The organism is Pseudonocardia sp. MH-G8 (assembly GCF_002262885.1).
In the GTDB taxonomy this organism is placed as follows: domain Bacteria; phylum Actinomycetota; class Actinomycetes; order Mycobacteriales; family Pseudonocardiaceae; genus Pseudonocardia.
This window is the reverse complement of the sequence record NZ_NKYF01000001.1, coordinates 619,622-637,462: the sequence shown is the minus strand read 5'-3', so window position 1 is coordinate 637,462 and position 17,841 is coordinate 619,622. Positions and strand designations below refer to the sequence as shown.

The 17,841-nt window shown below is 73.2% G+C and carries 17 protein-coding genes; 12 read left to right on the top strand and 5 right to left on the bottom strand.

Going from position 1 to position 17,841, the window contains the following annotated elements:
• Positions 1 to 37: 37 nt before the first annotated feature.
• Genes CFP66_RS02905 through CFP66_RS02890 form a run of 4 tightly spaced genes read right to left on the bottom strand, consistent with a single transcriptional unit; the run spans position 38 to position 2,998 of the window.
• Complete coding sequence (locus CFP66_RS02905) at positions 38 to 1,273, bottom strand: NAD(P)/FAD-dependent oxidoreductase (protein ID WP_094920161.1); 1,236 nt, start codon at positions 1,271 to 1,273, stop codon at positions 38 to 40.
• 35 nt (positions 1,274 to 1,308) lie between these two features.
• A complete protein-coding gene (locus tag CFP66_RS02900; RefSeq protein ID WP_094920160.1) occupies positions 1,309 to 2,088 on the bottom strand; it encodes a SigB/SigF/SigG family RNA polymerase sigma factor in 780 nt (259 codons plus the stop codon).
• Positions 2,085 to 2,591 carry an ATP-binding protein gene (locus tag CFP66_RS02895; protein WP_233159099.1) on the bottom strand — a complete coding sequence of 169 codons (507 nt, stop codon included), beginning with the start codon at positions 2,589 to 2,591 and terminating at the stop codon, positions 2,085 to 2,087. Before CFP66_RS02895 ends, CFP66_RS02900 begins: the two co-directional genes overlap by 4 nt.
• A gap of 11 nt (positions 2,592 to 2,602) precedes the next feature.
• Positions 2,603 to 2,998 carry an STAS domain-containing protein gene (locus CFP66_RS02890; RefSeq protein WP_094920159.1) on the bottom strand — a complete coding sequence of 132 codons (396 nt, stop codon included), beginning with the start codon at positions 2,996 to 2,998 and terminating at the stop codon, positions 2,603 to 2,605.
• A gap of 241 nt (positions 2,999 to 3,239) precedes the next feature.
• On the opposite strand from CFP66_RS02890, the gene larE reads away from it, so the two are divergent.
• From larE to CFP66_RS02840, 9 genes are all read left to right on the top strand, one after another.
• Positions 3,240 to 4,070, top strand: a complete 831-nt coding sequence (gene larE / locus CFP66_RS02880) for an ATP-dependent sacrificial sulfur transferase LarE (RefSeq protein ID WP_233159098.1) — start codon at positions 3,240 to 3,242, stop codon at positions 4,068 to 4,070.
• A 49-nt stretch (positions 4,071 to 4,119) separates the two neighbouring features.
• Positions 4,120 to 4,788 (top strand): nickel pincer cofactor biosynthesis protein LarB, encoded by a 669-nt coding sequence (gene larB, locus CFP66_RS02875; RefSeq protein WP_094920157.1) that lies wholly within the window; start codon positions 4,120 to 4,122, stop codon positions 4,786 to 4,788.
• A complete protein-coding gene (gene larC / locus CFP66_RS02870; protein ID WP_094920156.1) occupies positions 4,785 to 5,906 on the top strand; it encodes a nickel pincer cofactor biosynthesis protein LarC in 1,122 nt (373 codons plus the stop codon). The genes larB and larC overlap by 4 nt, the downstream gene beginning before the upstream one ends.
• Before the next feature lie 190 nt (positions 5,907 to 6,096).
• A complete protein-coding gene (locus CFP66_RS02865; RefSeq protein ID WP_158228014.1) occupies positions 6,097 to 7,176 on the top strand; it encodes a four-carbon acid sugar kinase family protein in 1,080 nt (359 codons plus the stop codon).
• Positions 7,173 to 8,177, top strand: coding sequence for a 4-hydroxythreonine-4-phosphate dehydrogenase PdxA (pdxA, locus tag CFP66_RS02860; RefSeq protein WP_094920154.1), 1,005 nt, complete (start codon positions 7,173 to 7,175; stop codon positions 8,175 to 8,177). Before CFP66_RS02865 ends, pdxA begins: the two co-directional genes overlap by 4 nt.
• Positions 8,174 to 9,481 carry a DUF362 domain-containing protein gene (locus CFP66_RS02855; protein ID WP_094920153.1) on the top strand — a complete coding sequence of 436 codons (1,308 nt, stop codon included), beginning with the start codon at positions 8,174 to 8,176 and terminating at the stop codon, positions 9,479 to 9,481. Before pdxA ends, CFP66_RS02855 begins: the two co-directional genes overlap by 4 nt.
• A complete protein-coding gene (locus CFP66_RS02850; RefSeq protein WP_233159097.1) occupies positions 9,478 to 11,019 on the top strand; it encodes a UxaA family hydrolase in 1,542 nt (513 codons plus the stop codon). Before CFP66_RS02855 ends, CFP66_RS02850 begins: the two co-directional genes overlap by 4 nt.
• A 1-nt stretch (position 11,020) precedes the next feature.
• A complete protein-coding gene (locus CFP66_RS02845) occupies positions 11,021 to 11,797 on the top strand; it encodes an SDR family NAD(P)-dependent oxidoreductase (protein ID WP_198961215.1) in 777 nt (258 codons plus the stop codon).
• The gene (locus CFP66_RS02840) at positions 11,794 to 13,569 is read left to right on the top strand and encodes an IlvD/Edd family dehydratase (protein ID WP_094920152.1); all 1,776 of its coding nucleotides are present in this window, start codon (positions 11,794 to 11,796) and stop codon (positions 13,567 to 13,569) included. Before CFP66_RS02845 ends, CFP66_RS02840 begins: the two co-directional genes overlap by 4 nt.
• A 97-nt stretch (positions 13,570 to 13,666) precedes the next feature.
• On the opposite strand, the gene CFP66_RS02835 is transcribed toward CFP66_RS02840, so the two are convergent.
• A complete protein-coding gene (locus CFP66_RS02835) occupies positions 13,667 to 14,611 on the bottom strand; it encodes a 2-hydroxyacid dehydrogenase (RefSeq protein WP_094920151.1) in 945 nt (314 codons plus the stop codon).
• 181 nt (positions 14,612 to 14,792) lie between these two features.
• Here CFP66_RS02835 and CFP66_RS02830 point away from each other — a divergent pair, with 181 nt between their 5' ends.
• The 3 genes from CFP66_RS02830 to CFP66_RS02820 are packed head-to-tail and all read left to right on the top strand — an operon-like array spanning position 14,793 to position 17,841.
• Positions 14,793 to 15,812 carry a tripartite tricarboxylate transporter substrate binding protein gene (locus CFP66_RS02830; RefSeq protein ID WP_198961214.1) on the top strand — a complete coding sequence of 340 codons (1,020 nt, stop codon included), beginning with the start codon at positions 14,793 to 14,795 and terminating at the stop codon, positions 15,810 to 15,812.
• On the top strand, positions 15,809 to 16,330 hold the full coding sequence (locus tag CFP66_RS02825; RefSeq protein ID WP_094920149.1) for a tripartite tricarboxylate transporter TctB family protein: 522 nt from the start codon (positions 15,809 to 15,811) through the stop codon (positions 16,328 to 16,330). Before CFP66_RS02830 ends, CFP66_RS02825 begins: the two co-directional genes overlap by 4 nt.
• Before the next feature lie 2 nt (positions 16,331 to 16,332).
• Positions 16,333 to 17,841 (top strand): tripartite tricarboxylate transporter permease, encoded by a 1,509-nt coding sequence (locus CFP66_RS02820; protein WP_094920148.1) that lies wholly within the window; start codon positions 16,333 to 16,335, stop codon positions 17,839 to 17,841.

Sequence of the window (17,841 nt, the reverse complement as noted above, 5' to 3'; positions counted from 1 at the left end):
GGCTAGGTAGCAACGAGAGTGCCGTTCGTTGCGGTCGTCATCCGCCCAGGGCGGCGGCCGTTTCGCGGGCCTGCGCCAGCTCGGCGTTCGCCGCCACCAGCGGGCGGTAGCGGGCCACCAGGCGGGCGGCGCCGAAACCGGCGACGGCCACCACGCGGTCGCCCGCCGTGTACGCGGCCACCGTGCCGCGCACCGGCCCGTCCTCGAGCCCGTTGCCGTGCAGCGGGGCCAGCCCGTCGGCCAGCTCCGGACGGCCGAGCACCTGGATCTTGAGCCCGAACTGGTCGGACCAGAAGTAGGGCACCGCGCGTGGCGGGGGCGCTGCCCCGACGATGTCGCGGGCCACGACGGCGGCCTGGTCGGTGGCGCTGGTCCAGTGCTCGTGGCGGTGCCGGTCGCCGTGGACCGGATCGTCCCACGCGGCGACGTCGCCGACGGCCCACACCGCGTGCAGCCCGTGCACCCGCCCGTCCGGCCCGCAGTGCAGGCCCGCGCCGTCGCTGCCGGCCCCGGTGGCGGTGCCGTCGAGCCAGTCCAGGCGCGGGGTGCCCCCGATGCCCACGACCGCGACGTCGGCGACGACCCGACCGCCGCCGGTGAGCTCGACCGCCACACCCGCGGGCACGTCGGCGAAGCCGGTGGTGGTGGCCGAGGTCCGCAGGTCGACGCCGGCCTCGGTGAGCAGCCGGCCGGTGAGCGTGCCCAGCTCTGGACCGAGGGCACGGGCCGACGGGGCCGGCAGGGCCTCCAGCACGGTGACGTCGAGCCCGCGGCCGCGCGCGGCGCTCGCGACCTCCGCGCCGATGAACCCGGCGCCCACGACGAGCAGCGACCCGGCGTCCGCGAGGGCGGCCCGCAGTGCGAGCGCGTCGTCGAGCGTGCGCAAGGTGTGCACCGCCGCGGGCTGGTCGGGCAGCGCGCGTGCGGTGAGCCCGGTGGCGATGACGACCGCGTCGCCGCGCAGGGCGGAACCGTCGGCCAGCTCCAGCTCGTGACCGCCGTCGCCGGGCCGCAGGGCCACGGCCGGCAGGCCGAGGTGCAGCCGGACGCCGAGCTCCTCGACGGTGTCGGGCCCGGCCAGCACCGTGCGCTCCGCGTCCCACTCGCCGGTGAGCAGCTGCTTGGACAGCGGCGGCCGGTCGTACGGGGCGTGGCGCTCGGCGCCGACCAGGCTGATGCGTCCCTGGTAGCCGGCAGAGCGCAGCTGCTGGGCGGTGCGCAGCCCGCCGAGCCCCGCCCCGACGATCACCACGTGCTCCGGCTGGTCGCTCATGGCAGTCCCCCTCGGCGGAGATTGTGGCGGAGGGCTCAGCCGACGCGGGTCTCGGGGTCCAGCCGCGTGCGCAGCCGGTCGAGGGTCTGGGCCAGCAGCCGGGACACGTGCATCTGCGAGATGCCGACGCGGTCGGCGATCTGCGTCTGGGTCATGTTGCCGAAGAAGCGCAGGAGCACGATGGTGCGCTCCCGCTCGGCGAGCTCCGCCAGCACCGGACGCAGCGCCTGCCGGAAGTCGACGCGGTCGAGCTCGGCGTCGGCCTCGCCCACCAGCTCGCCCACGGTGGCGCTGCCCTGCTCGGAGGACAGCATCTCGTCCAGCGACGAACTGCGGTAGGCCTCCGACGCCTCCAGCCCCTCCAGCACCTCCGACACCGGGACACCGAGGCGCTCGGCGATCTCGGTGGGCCTGGGTGCGCGCCCGAGGCTCTGCGACAGCTCGGACACCACGCCGTTGATGGAGACGTGCAGGTCCTTCAACCTCCGCGGCACCCGCATCGACCAGCCCAGGTCGCGGAAGTGCCGCCGGACCTCCCCGCTGATGGTCGGCACGGCGAAGGAGAAGAAGTCGGTGCCGCGGTCGGGCGAGTACCGGTCGATCGCGTTGATCAACCCGACCGTGGCGACCTGCACCAGGTCGTCGAGCGGTTCGCCGCGGTTGGAGAAGCGGCGGGCGATGTGTTGGGCCACCGGCAGGAAGCCTCGCACCAGTTCCTCGCGCAGCGGCTCCCGCTCCGGATCCTCCGGACGCAGGGCCGAATAGCGCTCGAGGAGCGGGGAGAGGTGACCGTATTCGGGGTCTGCTCGGGTCACCGCAGTACGTCGCCGGAGCGCTTGTCCAGCCGGATCCCGACCGTCGGCCCGGAGTCCGCCCGACCGGGTTCGTGGTGCACGGAGACCTCGTCGGCGAGGGTCTGCAGGACCCTCCAGCCGAACGTGTCGGTGGATACGACCGCCTCGGCGTGCTTGGTCTGCACCTCGGCGTGCACCTCGATCCGTTCGGGGCGCACCAGGAACGTGCAGTGCAGCCACGAGGTGGGCGCTGCGACGTCGACGAGGGTGGCGCACGCCTCGTCCACGGCCATCCGCAGGTCGGAGATCGCGTCGAGGTCGAAGTCGGCTCGTGCGGCCAGGTCGGAGGCCACGGCGCGGATCGTCGGGATCAGCGCGGCGCTCGCCGATGTCCGGACCTCCACGGTCGATGCCCCGTCGAGCGCGTCGGCGGGCGAGGGGGAGGACAGGTCCGACACGCTGCCGGGTCTCCTTCCGATGGTTGCGAGGACGTCCTGCACGTGCGTGTCCATCTTGCTACCCACGGGGTGACGGTTCAATCGCGGCCCCCGGTCGCGGCAGCCACGTCCGTGTGCAGGTCGAAGAGCTGGCCGGTACCGGTGATCTCGATGGGTCTGCGGACCGCCCGGGTGGTGACGACCAGCCGCAACCGTAGCCCCCGTTCGTCGGCGCGCTGCGCGGCGGAGATCAGGACGGCGAGGCCGCTCGACGCGAGGAACCGCACTTCGGTCAGGTCGATGACGAGCGTGTCGCCGGGGGTGGCGAGCAGGTCGTCGGTGGCCGCGGTGAACGCGGGCGCGGTGAGCGTGTCGATCTCGCCACGCACGCTGAGCAGCACCGTGGCGGGATCGGGACGGGAGATCGCGGTGTCCAGGAACTCCGAGGCGGACGTGCCTGCCACACCCGGTCCGGGCTGGACGGTCTCGCCCATCGTTCACCTCCGGCTGGTCGAACTCGGTCCGGGCCGGATCCGGCCGACCCGTCCGGGTGGCCGGACGAGCCCGGGTCGCTCGGCTGGGGTCTCAACCTCGACGACGGCGCCGACCATACCGTGCAGGACGGCCTGCGCATCCCAGGACGGCCGTGCGACCACGCGGTCCGGCACCCGCGCGACGTCCGTCTCCGCGGACCACGATCGCAGATCCGGCCGGCAGGTCATATGGTTTCGCCTCGTGGTGCCCGAACGCTCGGTCGAGGTCCTGATGGCGGCGCTGTGCGCGCGCCTGCGTCGCGAGGAGCGGGTGCTCGTCGCGTACTCCGGTGGGGTCGATTCGGCCTTGGTGGCCGCGGTCGCGGCCCAGGAGCTGGGGGAACGTGCCGTCGCGGTCACCGCGGTGTCGGCGAGCCTGCCGCGCAGCGAGCGCGCTGCCGCGCGCGCGTTCGCCACCGAGCGCGGGATCGCCCACGTCGAGGTCGCCACCGACGAGCTGGACCGGCCCGAGTACGTCGCCAACGGCGGCGACCGCTGCTACCACTGCAAATCGGCCCTCTTCGACGCGCTCGCCCCGCTGGCGGCGTTGTCGGGTGCGCGGATCGCGCTCGGCACGAACACCGACGACCTGGGCGACCACCGGCCCGGTCAGGCCGCGGCTGCGGCGCGGGGCGCGATCGCGCCGCTGCTCGACGCCGGGTTCGGCAAGGCCGAGGTGCGGCGGGTGAGCGACGCGCTCGGCCTGGTGACGGCCGCGAAACCGGCGGCCGCCTGCCTCGCGTCGCGGGTGGCCTACGGCGACCCGGTCACCGCCGAGGTGCTGGAGCGCGTGGAGCGGGCCGAGGAGGCCGTGCGGGCGCTGGGCTTCGCGGTCTGCCGCGTGCGCGCCCACGGCGGCGGCGCGGTGGCGCGCCTCGAGGTACCGCCCGAGGACGTCTCCCGGGCCGCCTCCCTCCGCGGCGAGCTGGACGCGGGCGTCCGCGCCGCGGGCTTCGAGTTCTGCGCCCTCGACCTGCAGGGGTTCGCCAGCGGACGGATGAACGTGCTGCTCGGCATGCCGAGCAGCCGGTGACAGCCGTGGCCCGCAAGCCCGCCGGAGCGGAGCGGAGGCATCAGACACAGTGACGGACGGGTTCGAGGACCTCGGCTACGCGCGGCCCGACACCGGCCGGGAGGCGCGCCAGGGGCTGCCGGAAGTCGTGTACGGGCCGGGGAAGACCCCGGAGCAGGTGATCGGCGTCGTGCGGTCCCTGCTGGCGGCCAACGAGGGTCCGGTGCTGGTCACGCGCATCGACGCCGACGACGCCGCCGTGATCACCGCCGCCGTCGCCGGTGGGCACCACGACCCGGTGGCCCGGCTGCTGGCCTGGCGGCCGGCGGCGGAGCGCGCGTTCCAGGTGGTGGTGGTCGCCGCGGGCACGTCCGACGGGCCGGTGGCGGCGGAGGCGGCCGCCGTGGCCCGCGCGATCGGGCTGCGCGTCCACGAGGTGCACGACGTCGGGGTGGCGGGCGTGCACCGGCTCCTCGCCGTGGTCGACGAGCTCGCCGCGGCCGACGCAGTCATCTGCGTGGCCGGGATGGAGGGTGCGCTGCCCAGCGTCGTCGGCGGGCTGGTGGGGTGCCCGGTGATCGCGGTGCCCACCTCCGTCGGGTACGGCGCGGTGCTCGGGGGCGTCACCCCGCTGCTCGCGATGATCAGCTCGTGCGCGGCGGGAGTGGTGGTCGTCAACATCGACTCCGGGTTCGGTGCCGCGGTGGCTGCGCACCGGATGGCGGTCGCCCGCCGGTGATCATCTGGCTCAACCCGTTCAGCGGGATCTCCGGCGACATGCTGCTCGGTACGTTGCTCGACCTCGGCGCGCCGCTCGACGGCGTGCGCGCCGCCGTGGCCCGCACCGGGCTGGACGGCTGGGAGCTCACCGCGGAGCCCGTGACGCGCGGCGGGCTGGCGGCCACCCGGGCCGTCGTCACGGTGACCGACACCGCCACCGAGCGGCGGGCCGCCGAGCTGCTCGCCCGCATCGAACGCGCGGACACCGGCGTGGCCGCGGCGGCGGTGCGCGCGATCGCCGACGTCGAGGCGCGCATCCACGGCGCGGATCCCGCCGAGGTCCACCTGCACGAGATCGGCGGGTTGGACACGGTGGTCGACACCGTGGGGGTCGCCGCGGCGCTCGAGCTGCTCGACGTCACCGAGGTGGTGTGCGGGCCGCTCGCGCTCGGCTCCGGCACCGTCGTCACCCGCCACGGCGTGCTGCCGGTCCCGGCGCCTGCCACGGCGGCGCTGCTGGCCGCGGCGGGCGCTCCGGTGGTCGGCGCGGGCGACGGGGAGACCGTCACGCCCACCGGCGCCGCCCTGCTCGTCGCGGCCGGAGCGCGGTTCGGGCCGCTGCCGGCGATGACGCTGCGTCGGGTCGGCTACGGGGCCGGTGGTCGCGACCCGCACGACCGGGCCAACGCGCTGCAGGCCCTGCTCGGGGACGGCGCGCTCGGGGCCGTCGAACCGCTCGTGCTGCTGGAGACCAACGTCGACGACGTCACCGGCGAGGTGCTCGGCCACCTCGTGGCCCGGCTGCTCGAGGCCGGCGCGGCCGACGCCTGGCTGTCCCCGATCGTGATGAAGAAGGGGCGCCCCGCCCACACCGTGCACGTGCTGGTGGCCCCCGAGCGGGCGGCCGCGTGCGAGCGCCTGGTGCTGGCCGAGACCGGGAGCCTCGGCCTGCGCCGCTCGCCCGTCGACCGCGCGGCGCTGCCGCGGCGCACCAGCACCGTCGAGGTCGAGGGCCACCCGATCCGCCTGAAGCACGGCCCGTGGGGCACGAAACCGGAGCACGACGACGTCGCCGCCGCAGCGGCGGCGCTCGGGCTCCCACTGAGAGAAGTGACGCGCCGCGCCCTCCAGATCTGACCTCTCGGCCCGGCCTCCCGGCTCCCGAGGGTCAGGAAAGCCACATTCATGCCCCTGGGGGGCGGCAACGTGGCTTTCCTGACCCGAGAGGGCGGCGCAAGCATCAGATGTCAGAGGGGTCTCGTTGACGGCGTCCTCGCGCGGACTTAGCCTCGATGGCGTCGCGCAGGGACGGGAGGCATCGGTCGCAGTGGCTTCCGTCGGCACCGTCCGCCGCCTTGCCGTCGTCCGCCTCGCCGTCGTCGCCGACGACCTCACCGGCGCGGCCGATGCCGCGGCTCCCTTCGCCGCCCACGGGTTCGGCGTCGCCGTCGCGCTCGGCCCGCAGCTGCCCGACGCCGACGTGGTGGCCCTCAGCACCGACAACCGCGGGCGCCCCGCGGCCGAGGCCCGCGAGCGCACGCACCGCGCGGCCGGCCGGGTACGCGACGCCGAGAGGCTCTTCGTCAAGATCGATTCCATGCTGCGGGGGCAGGTGCGCGCCGACGTCGAGGGTGCGCTGGCCGCCTGGGGCGCCGCGACGGCCGTCGCCTCGCCCGCCTTCCCCGCCCAGGGCCGCGTCGTGCGCGACGGCGCCCTGCTCGTGCACGGAGAGCCGACGGTGCCGCAGGTGGCGGCCCTGTTCCCGGACGGCGTCGAGGTCGTGGACGCCGAGACCCACGACGCCCTGCTGGCGGTGGCGCGCAGGCTGAGGGCGGGCGAGATAGCGATCGGCTCAGGCGGCCTCTCGAGAGCGCTGGCAGAGATCCTCCCAGGAGCACCTTGGAGCCTTACTGCTGATTCTCGGGCCCCAGAACAGCAGTACGGCTCCAAGGTGCGGTCTGTGTTGGTCGTCGTTGGTACCCCTCATCCCGTCACCCGGGCTCAGATCGTCGCGTTGGATGCTGTGCCCGTCGTGTCTGCGGGGGCTGCGGTCGACGCGCTGCGGGCCGGGAAGCGGGCTGTGCTCACCTGCGAGCCGGACGGGCCGGTGGAGCCGGAGAGCCCGGCGGCCCTGGCGCTGGCCGGCGGGCTGGCCACCGCCGCGGTCGCGGTGCTCGACGCCGTGCCGGACACCGGTCTGGTGCTCACCGGTGGAGCGACGGCGCTCGCCGTCGCCGACGCGCTGGGTGCCACCGAGCTGCGGCTGCACGGCGAGGTGGAGGCCGGGCTCCCGCTCGGCGAGCTGATCGTGGGGCCCCGGCGGGTACCCGTGGTGACGAAGTCCGGCGGGTTCGGCGCGCCCGGTGCGCTGGCCCACGCCGCAGAAGCCCTGGAGGCGTGCGCATGAGACCACTGCTCGGCCTGACCGTCGGCGACCCGGCGGGGGTCGGCCCCGAGGTCGTCCTCGCCGCGGCGCGCGACCCGCGCGTGGAGGTGGCCCGGCTGCTCGCGATCGGCAGCATGGCCGCGCTGCGGTCCGCCGCCGCCGTCGTGCCGGACGCCCCGGCGCTGCGTGCTGTCGCCACGCCCGCCGAGGCCCGCTTCGAACCCGGCACGCTCGACGTGGTCGTCGTGCCGTCCGACCGGGCCGTCCCGGTGGGCACGCTGTCGGCGGAGGCGGGGAAGATCGCCTTCGACGGCGTGGCGCACGCGGTCGAGCTCGCGGTGGCGGGCGACATCGACGGCATCGTCACCGCGCCGCTGAACAAGGAAGCCATCGCGCTGGCCGGGTACCCCTACCCCGGCCACACGGAGATCCTCGCCGATCTCACCGGCACCGCCGACTTCGCGATGATGCTCACCGCACTCAAGCTGCGGGTCGTGCACGTCACCACGCACGTCGGCATCCGCAAGATGCTGGAGAAGGTCACCACCGAGCGGGTGCTCACCACGATCCGGCTCGCCCACCGCGCCCTGCGCGACATGGGGATCGAGGCGCCGTCGGTGGGGGTCGCGGGGCTCAACCCGCACGCGGGCGAGGGTGGCCTGTTCGGCGACGAGGAGCAGACGACGATCACGCCGGCGATCGAGCAGGCGCGCGCGGAGGGGATCGACGCCACCGGCCCGTGGCCGGCCGACACGCTGTTCGGCCGCGCGGTCGCGGGCGATTTCGACGTGGCGATCGCGATGTACCACGACCAGGGCCACATCGCGGTGAAGGTGCTCGGCTTCGAGACCGGTGTGAACGCCACGATCGGGCTGCCGATCGTGCGCACCAGCGTGGACCACGGCACGGCGTTCGACATCGCCGGCACCGGCAAGGCGAGCGCCGAGAGCATGGTCGAGGCAGTGACCGTCGGGGCGTCGATGGCGGCGGCCCGCGTCCGTGCACGAGGGGAGAGCGCATGAATGGCAAGCTCGGCCCGTTCGAGGCCGTACGCGACCTGACCTACGACGTCGAGTTCCCGCGCCTGCTGCCGGTCCGGCAGCACTTCGAGAAGGAGCAGGTGGCAGACGTCGCCGCGGCCACCGCGGCCGCGCTCGAGCCGCTGCGTGCCCGGATCCGTCCCGGCATGACCGTGGCGATCACCGCGGGCAGTCGCGGTATCCACGACAAGCCGGCCGTCGTCCGGGCGGCGGGCGAGTGGTTGCGCGCGGCCGGCGCGGAGCCCTTCGTCGTGCCCGCGATGGGCTCGCACGGCGGCGCGACGGCCGAGGGTCAGCTCCAGATGCTCGCCGACCTCGGGATGACCGAGGAGGCGCTCGGCATGCCGATCCGGGCCACGATGGAGACCGTCGAGATCGACCGGTTGCCCGACGGGCCCGCGGTGCACCTGGACGCGAACGCGGCGAAGGCCGACGGCATCCTCGCGGTCAACCGGGTCAAGGCGCACACCGACTTCCAGGGCGAGATCGAGAGCGGCATCTCCAAGATCATCGCGATCGGCCTGGGCAAGCAGCGCGGGGCCGAGGGCATCCACCGCTTCGGCCCGGCCAACCTGGCGGTCTGGATCCCGCGGGTGGCGCGCCGGATCGTCGACACCCAGAAGGTGCTCGGTGGCCTCGCGATCGTCGAGAACGCCTACGACCGCGCGGCCCGCATCGAGCTGCTCGACGCCCCGGACATCGCGGGCCCCGCCGAGACGGCGCTGCTCGCCGACGCCAAGCGGCGGATGGCCACCCTGCCGTTCGACGACATCGACGTCGCCGTGATCGACGTGATGGGCAAGAACTACTCCGGCGCCGGGATGGACACCAACGTCATCGGCCGGATGATGATCCGCGGCAGCGCCGAGTTCACCCGGCCCCGGATCGTCAACATCGCGGTGCTCGACGTCAGCGACGCCTCGCACGGCAACGCCGTGGGCATCGGTCTCGCCGATTTCGTGCCGTTCCGGCTGCTCGAGCGGATCGACCTGCGCAGCGTCTACATCAACGCCATGACCTCGGGCCTGGGCGGCCCGCAACGCGGGCAGATCCCGATGGCGTTCCCCACCGACCGGGACGCGATCGCCGCGGCCGTGCAGACCTGCGGGCGGGCCGACGTGGACGGCGTCACGCTGGTGCGGATGCCGAACACGCTCGACCTGGAGCACCTGTTGGTGTCGGAGTCGCTGCGCGCGGCCGTCGACGCCGACCCGAAGCTTGAGATCATTTCTGACGCCGTTCCGATGGCGTTCGACGAGGAGGGACGGCTACAGCCGTGGCAGTGACACCGGTCAGTATCGGAAGGCGCGGGGAGCCGAGCGTCCGGCTGCACGCCGCCGACAACGTGGTGGTGGCCGCTCGTGCCCTCGCCGCGGGCACGAGCGTGGACGGGGTGACGCTTCGGCGGGACGTGCCGGCCGGGCACAAGGTCGCGGTGGCGGAGATCCCCGTGGGGGAGCCCGTGCGCAAGTACAACCAGATCATCGGGTTCGCCTCCGCGGCGATCGTCCCCGGCGACCACGTGCACACCCACAACGTGGCGTTCCAGGCGTTCGAGCGCGACTACGCAGTGGGCGCCGACGTCACCCCGGTGGAGTACGTCCCCGAGTCCGAGCGCGCCACGTTCCAGGGCATCGTGCGGGCCGACGGCTCGGTCGCCACCCGCAACTACCTGGGCATCCTGACGTCGGTCAACTGCTCGGCCACCGCGGCGAAGATGATCGCCGACCAGTTCCGGCGGCCGGGCCTGCTCGACGACTACCCGAACGTCGACGGCGTCGTGGCGCTCACCCACGGCACCGGCTGCGGCATGGCCGACGACGGCGAGGGCATCGCGGTGCTGCGCCGCACGCTCGCCGGCTACGCCGAGCACCCCAACTTCGCCGGGTTCCTGATGCTCGGCCTCGGGTGCGAGGTCAACCAGATCCGCGGCGTCTCCGACGGCTGGCGGCTCGACCCGTCCCGCCCGGTCGAGACGATGACGATCCAGGAGCAGGGCGGCACCGTCGCCACCGTCCGCGCGGCGGTCGAGGCGCTCAAGGCGATGCTGCCGAAGGCCAACGAGGTGACCCGCCAGACCGTCCCGGCCAGCGAGCTCGTGCTGGGCCTGAACTGCGGCGGCTCCGACGCCTACTCCGGCATCACCGCCAACCCCGCGCTCGGCGCGGCCGTCGACCTCCTGGTCCGCCACGGCGGCACGGCGGTGCTCGGCGAGACCCCGGAGGTCTACGGCGCCGAGCACCTGCTCACCCGCCGGGCGGTGAGCCCCGAGATCGCCGAGAAGCTGATCGACCAGATCCACTGGTGGGAGGCCTACACCGCCAAGAACAACGGGTCGATGGACAACAACCCCTCGCCGGGCAACAAGGCGGGCGGGCTCACCACGATCCTGGAGAAGTCGCTCGGCGCCGTCGCGAAGGGCGGCACGACGAACCTCACCGGCGTGTACGGCTACGCGGAGAAGGTCACCGCCAAGGGCTTCACGTTCATGGACACGCCCGGCTACGACCCGGTGTCGGTCACCGGCATCGTCGCCGGCGGTGCCACCGTCATGTGCTTCACCACGGGGCGCGGGTCGGTGCTGGGCACGAAGCCGACGCCCAGCATCAAGCTCGCCACCAACACCGAGATGTACGAGCGGATGTCCGGCGACATGGACGTCAACTGCGGCGTGATCCTCTCCGAGGGCGAGTCCGTGGAGGCGGTGGGGGAGCGGCTGTTCCAGTTCATCCTCGACACCGCGTCGGGGCGCAAGACGTTCAGCGAGGAGCTCGGGTTCGGCCAGGAGGAGTTCGTGCCGTGGCAGCTCGGGGCGGTGATGTGAGATGGGCGATGTGAGGATGCTGGACTTCAGCGATCAGGTCGTCCTCGTCACCGGTGCGGGCAGCGGCATCGGTGCCGCCGTGGCCGAGGGCTTCGGCCGCCACGGCGCGCACGTCGTCGTGCACTACGGCCACAACCGCGAGGGCGCGGAGAAGGTCGCCGGTTCCATCCAGGAGGCGGGCGGCGTCGCGTCGGTCGTCTCCGCGGACCTGTCCTCGCCGGCGGGTGCCACGCAGCTGGTGGACGACGTCGTGGCCCGCCACGGCCGACTCGACGTGCTGGTGAACAACGCCGGCGACCTGCTCGGGCGCACCCCGATCAGCGAGATGACCGACGAGCACTTCGCCCGCGTCATGGACCTCAACATCACGTCGGTGTTCGCCGCCTGCCGGCAGGCGATCCCGGCGATGAAGGCCCGGGGTGGCGGCGCGATCGTCAACCTCACCTCGGTGGCGGCCCGCACCGGCGGGGCCGGCGGCTCGGTGGCCTACGCCACGAGCAAGGGTGCGGTCAGCACGTTCACCCACGGGCTGGCCAAGGAGCTGGCCCGGGACGGGATCCGCGTCAACGCGGTGGCGCCCGGCGTGATCGTCACGCCGTTCCACGAGCGGAACACCTCGGCCGAACAGATGGACGGGATGGTCGCCGGCATCCCGATGGGGCGTACCGGCACGCCGCAGGAGTGCGTCGGCACCGTGCTGTTCCTCGCCTCCGCGGCGATGAGCGGCTACGTCACCGGCCAGGTCATCGAGGTCAACGGAGGGCAGCTGACACCATGACGTTGCGCAGTCAGGCATGGTTCGACAACCCCGACAACCCCGGCATGACCGCGCTCTACATCGAGCGGTACATGAACTGGGGCCTCACCCGCGAAGAGCTGCAGTCCGGCAAGCCGATCATCGGTATCGCCCAGACCGGCTCGGACCTCTCGCCGTGCAACCGGCACCACATCGGGCTCGCCGACCGGGTCCGGGAGGGCATCCGGGAGCTGGGCGCGATCGCGTTCGAGTTCCCGGTGCACCCCATCCAGGAGACGGGCAAGCGCCCGACCGCGTCGATCGACCGCAACCTCGCCTACCTGGGCCTGGTCGAGGTGCTGCACGGCTACCCGCTCGACGGCGTCGTGCTCACCGCCGGATGCGACAAGACCACCCCGGCGCTGCTGATGGCCGCGGCCACCGTCGACCTCCCGGCGATCGTGCTGTCCGGCGGCCCCATGCTCAACGGTTGGTACAACGGTGAGCGCACCGGCTCGGGCACGATCGTCTGGGAGGCCCGCGAGATGCTGGCCGCCGAGGAGATCGACCAGGCCGAGTTCGTGGAGATGGTGGCGTCGTCGGCGCCCTCGCCGGGGCACTGCAACACCATGGGCACCGCGTCCACGATGAACGCGCTCGCCGAGTCGCTCGGCATGAGCCTGCCCGGGTGCTCGGCCATCCCGGCGCCGCACCGCGACCGCGCCCGGATCGCCTACGCCACGGGCCGGCGGATCGTGGAGATGGTGCGCGAGGACCTCAAGCCCTCGGACATCATGACGCGCGAGGCCTTCGAGAACGCCATCGTCGTCAACTCCGCGATCGGCGGCTCCACGAACGCGCCGGTCCACATCACCGCGATCGCCCGGCACGTGGGTGTGGACCTGCCGATGAGCGAATGGCAGCGGATCGGCTTCGACGTGCCGCTGATCGTGGACCTGCAGCCGGCCGGGAAGTACCTCGGCGAGGAGTTCCACCGCGCGGGTGGGGTGCCCGCGGTCGTCAACGAGCTGATGTCGCACGGGCTGATCCGCGAGGGTGCCCGGACCGTCAACGGGGCGACGATCGGGGAGAACTGCCGGGCCGCGGTCGCGACCGACCGGGACGTGATCCGCACGTTCGACGACGCGCTGGTCGGCGACGCGGGGTTCCTCGTGCTGTCGGGTAACCTGTTCGACTGCGCGATCATGAAGACGAGCGTGATCTCGGACGAGTTCCGCCAGCGCTACCTGAGCGACCCCGAGCACCCGAACGTGCTGGAGGGACGCGCGGTCGTCTTCGACGGCCCGGAGGACTACCACCACCGCATCGACGACCCCGAGCTGAAGGTCGACGAGGACTGCCTGCTGATCATCCGCGGCGCCGGCCCGCTGGGCTACCCGGGCGCGGCCGAGGTCGTGAACATGCAGCCGCCCGCCGAGCTGATCAAGCGCGGGGTGCACGCCCTGCCGTGCATCGGCGACGGCCGCCAGTCCGGCACGTCCGGTTCCCCGTCGATCCTCAACGCCTCACCCGAGGCGGCGGCGGGCGGCGGCCTGGCGATCCTGCAGACGGGCGACCGCCTGCGCATCGACCTCAACGCCGGCACCGCGGACATGCTCGTGGCCGAGGAGGAGCTGGCGGCCCGCCGCGAGCGGCTGGAGGCGGCGGGCGGGTACCCGATGCCGGCCTCCCAGACGCCGTGGCAGGAGATCCAGCGCGGGATGGTGGACCAGCTCTCCGGCGGGATGGTCCTCAAGCCCGCGGTGGCCTACCAGCGGGTGGCGAGCAAGGGCCTGCCCCGCGACAACCACTAGCACCAGCCGCGCGACACGCGTGCCCTGAGAGCCCGACTCGCGGAAGTGGGAGTGCCCGTCTTCCGCGAGTCGGGGTCGGGGTGTGCTCGTGTCGCGGTCAGTTGACCGGGGTCAGGGCCCGGCCCTCGGCGAACCACGTGTCCAGGTTCCCCAGGACCAGCCGGCCCATCGCCCGGCGCGTGGGTTCGCTCCCGGAGCCGACGTGGGGGAGCAGGACGGTGTTGTCCAGGTCGATCAGCTCCTGGGGCACGTGCGGCTCCTCCTCGTAGACGTCCAGGCCCGCCGCGTGGATCGTGCGTGAGCGCAGCGCCTCGATCAGCGCCGTCTCGTCGACCACCGAGCCGCGCCCGATGTTGACGAGCACCCCGTCGGGGCCCAGCGCCTCCAGCACCTCGGCGTCGACGAGGTGGCGGGTGGCGGCGTTGCCCGGCACGACCACCACGAGCGTGTCGACGTCGCGCGCCATCTCCAGCAGCGTGGGGTAGTAGCGGTAGGGGACGTCCTTCTCGCTGCGGTTGTGGTACCCGACGGTCATCCGGAACGTCTCCGCGCGCTGCGCGATCGCCTCGCCGATGCGGCCGAGGCCGAGGATGCCGAGCCTGCGGCCGGTGACGGTGGCCGGCGTGAGGGGGTAGTGCCCCTCGGCCTCCCACCGCCCGGCGCGGAGATACCGCTCGGCCCGGCCGAGCTCGCGCACGGTCATCAGGAGCAGGGCGAGCGCGGTGTCGGCGACCTCGTCGTCCAGGACGCCGGGTGAGTTCGTCACCACCACGCCGCGTTCGGTGGCGGCGTCCACGTCGATGCTGTCGTACCCGACGCCGAAGTTCGCGACGATCCCCACGTTGGGCAGCCGGTCCAGCAGGGGGCCGTCGATGCGGGCGTGGCTGCCCACCGCGATGGCGCGCACGTCCTTGCCCCGCTCGTCGAGCAGGGCCTCCCGGTCGGGGGCTTCCCAGAGCCGCAGGACCTCGAAGCGCTCCGCGCAGCCGTCCAGGACGGAGGGGTGCATGGGGGCGGGGATCAAGACCGTTGGACGCGTCATGGCCCCATGCTGCTCGACGCCGTGGGTCGCAACGGCACCGGGTCCGGTGCGGCGAGTGCCAGTATCCGGATCGCGAATACTGCTAGTTGAAGAATGGTAGCCAGAAAAGAATGTTATTGACCCGGTCGGGCGCGGGTGACCATCATCGCCGCACGCACCGTCACCGCCGACTGGAGCTGCCGTGAAGTCGTTAGTCCGAGGCACTCGTCTCGCTGCCCTGCCCGCCGCGCTGGTGATGGTGCTGGCGGCCTGCGGAGGAGGGGCGGGTGGTGGAGGCGGTGAACCCGCGTCCCCGTGCGACACCGCACCCGACTTCCCCAGCCGCCCCATCGAGCTGATCGTGCCGTGGGCCGCGGGTGGAGGCACCGACAGCGTCGCCCGCTACATCGGCACCGCCCTGGGCGAGCGGCTGGAGACGCAGGTCAACGTCGTGAACCGGACGGGTGGCAGCGGCGTGGTGGGGCACAGCGCCATCGCCACCGCGCGCCCGGACGGCACCACGATCGGGCTCGCGACCGTCGAGATCACGATGATGCACTGGCAGGGGCTGACCGACCTGACCCACGAGCAGCTCACGCCGATCGGGCTGGTCAACTCCGACGCGGCGGGCGTGACGGTCCGCGCCGACTCGCCGTTCACGGACGTCTCGCAGCTGCTCGCCGCGGCCGGGCAGCCCGGTGCCGCCACGGCGTCGGGCACCGGTCGGGGCGGGATCTGGGACCTCTCCCGCGCCGGCATGCTGCTCGAGGCAGGGCTGCCGCCCGACGCGATCCGCTGGGTGCCGAGCGAGGGCGCAGCGCCCGCGCTGCAGGAGCTCGTGGCCGGTGGCATCGACGTCTCGACGGCGAGCCTCGTCGAGAACCAGACCATGATCGAGGCCGGGCGTGCGAAGGCCCTCGCGGTGATGGCCGAGGAGCGCGACGCGAAGTTCCCGGACGTGCCCACGCTGCGCGAACAGGGTCTCGACTTCACGATGGCCGCCTGGCGAGGCATCGCCGGGCCCGAGGGCCTGCCCGAGGACGTGGTGTCCGAGCTCTCCTGCCACCTCGACGGGATCGTGCACAGCCCGGAGTACGAGGAGTTCATGGGTACGGCCGGGTTCGGCATCGTCTGGCGCGACGCCGCGGGCTTCGGGGAGTACCTGGCCGAGCAGGACGCGGAGAAGGGCGAGATCATGCGCGCCGCCGGGCTGGCCGCGTGACGGGCGGACCCCCGCCCGCCGACGCGGCGCCCGTCGCCGGACCGGTTCCCGCGGCGGTCCCGTGGCGCCACGACCTGGTTGCCGCCCTGCTCGCGGCCGCGCTCGGCGCGGCGGTGGTGCTGCACGTGCGCACGTTCCCCGAGCTGCCGGACGGGCAGCCGGGCCCCGCGCTCTTCCCGGGGATCGTCGGCGCGCTGCTCCTCGTGTTCGGGCTGGTGCTGGTCGTGCGCGCCGTGCTCGCCCGCGGGCGGCCGGTGGCGCCCGCGGCCCCCGTCACCGGTCAGGGCGTGGTCCGGGCGCTCGCGGTGGTCGGGCTCGTCGTCGCCTACCTGCTGCTGGCCGAGGTGCTCGGCTTCCTGCTGACGATGGCCGTGCTGCTGTTCCTGCTGATGTGGCTGCTCGGGGGCAAACCCCTCGTCGCGGCCCTGGCCGCCGCGGCCACCACCGGGATCGTCGTGCTGCTGTTCCAGGAGTTGCTGCTCGTGCCGCTGCCGACCGGCCTGCTGGGGCTGGGATAGGGATGGGAGACCTCGCAACGGCGTTCGGGATGCTCGCCGACCCCACGCTGCTGGTGGTCGTGCTCGCCTCGGCCGTCTACGGACTGTTCATCGGGGCCATCCCGGGCCTCACGGCCACGCTGGCGACGGCCCTGCTGGTGCCGTTCGCGTTCTTCCTCGACCCGCTGCCGGCGATCGCGGCGGTGATCACGATGTCGGCGATGGCGATCTTCTCCGGGGACCTGCCCTCGGCGCTGGTCCGGATGCCCGGCACGCCGGCCAGCGCCGCCTACACCGAGGACGCCTACCGCCAGACGCAGGCCGGCAACGGGGCGCTGGTCCTCGGCGTCGCGCTCGGCGGGTCGGTGATCGGCGGCATCGTCGGGGCCGTCGTGCTCATGGTGGCGGCGCCCGCCCTGGCCGAGTTCGCGCTGCAGTTCACCTCGTACGAGTACTTCTGGGTGGCGGTGCTCGGCCTCACCGCATCCGTGATCATCTCGCAGGGGTCGCAGCTCAAGGGCGCCATCTCGCTCTGCATCGGGCTGCTGCTGGCGACGGTCGGGATCGACATCGCGCTGGGCTACGCCCGCTTCACGTTCGGCAGCACCGACCTGTTGCAGGGGATCAGCTTCATCCCCGCGATGATCGGGCTCTTCGGCCTGTCGGAGGTGCTGCGCAACGTGCTGCACCCGCCCGGGCGCATCGAGCCGGTGCGGCTGCGCACGCGCGGGATGTTCCGCGACACGCGGCGCGCGCTGTGGCGCTACCGCCGCGGCGTGGTGAGCGGCAACGTCATCGGCGGCGCGATCGGCGCGCTACCCGGTGCGGGCGGCGACATCGCGGCCTGGGTGTCGTACGCGGCCACCAAGAACGCCTCGAAGGACGGGCACCTCTTCGGGAAGGGCGATGGGCACGTCGAGCCGATCGTCTCGGCGGGCTCGGCCAACAACGCCGCGCTGGCCTCGGCGTACGTCCCGACGCTCGTGTTCGGCATTCCCGGCGACACGATCACGGCGATCCTGCTCGGCGTGCTGCTGGTCAAGGGCGTGCAGCCGGGGCCGGAGCTCTTCGGTGCCGAGGCACCCCTGCTGTACGGGATCTACCTGGTCTTCATCCTGGCCAACCTGCTGCTGATCCCGCTGGGCTACCTCGCGGTGCGGTCCAGCGGCGCCCTGCTGCGGGTCCCGCCGGCGCTGCTGATGCCGATCATCGTCGCGTTCTGCGTCGTCGGCGCGTTCTCGATCAACAACGGCTACCTCGAGATCGGCGTGATGCTCGCGCTCGGCGTGCTCGGCTACCTGCTGGAGCGCACGGGCTTCCCGCTGGCGCCCGTGGTGCTCGGGCTCGTGCTGGGCCCGATCGTCGAGAAGAACTTCATGCAGAGCGTCATCAAGACCAACTGGGACCTCACGCAGTTCCTGACGCGGCCGATCAGCGCGGCGCTGCTGGTGATCACGCTGCTGGTCCTGCTCTACCCCGTGTTGCGCAGATCGTTACGTGCGCTGACCGGACGGAGGCCTCTCCGACATTGA

Excerpts from the sequence above, each read along its gene's own strand:
- CFP66_RS02905 (WP_094920161.1), bottom strand. The coding sequence starts at position 1,273 with ATGAGCGACCAGCCGGAGCACGTGGTGATCGTCGGGGCGGGGCTCGGC.
- CFP66_RS02890 (WP_094920159.1), bottom strand. The coding sequence starts at position 2,998 with ATGGGCGAGACCGTCCAGCCCGGACCGGGTGTGGCAGGCACGTCCGCC.
- pdxA (WP_094920154.1), top strand. The coding sequence starts at position 7,173 with ATGAGACCACTGCTCGGCCTGACCGTCGGCGACCCGGCGGGGGTCGGC.
- CFP66_RS02855 (WP_094920153.1), top strand. The coding sequence starts at position 8,174 with ATGAATGGCAAGCTCGGCCCGTTCGAGGCCGTACGCGACCTGACCTAC.
- CFP66_RS02845 (WP_198961215.1), top strand. The coding sequence starts at position 11,021 with ATGGGCGATGTGAGGATGCTGGACTTCAGCGATCAGGTCGTCCTCGTC.
- CFP66_RS02840 (WP_094920152.1), top strand. The coding sequence starts at position 11,794 with ATGACGTTGCGCAGTCAGGCATGGTTCGACAACCCCGACAACCCCGGC.
- CFP66_RS02835 (WP_094920151.1), bottom strand. The coding sequence starts at position 14,611 with ATGACGCGTCCAACGGTCTTGATCCCCGCCCCCATGCACCCCTCCGTC.
- CFP66_RS02820 (WP_094920148.1), top strand. The coding sequence starts at position 16,333 with ATGGGAGACCTCGCAACGGCGTTCGGGATGCTCGCCGACCCCACGCTG.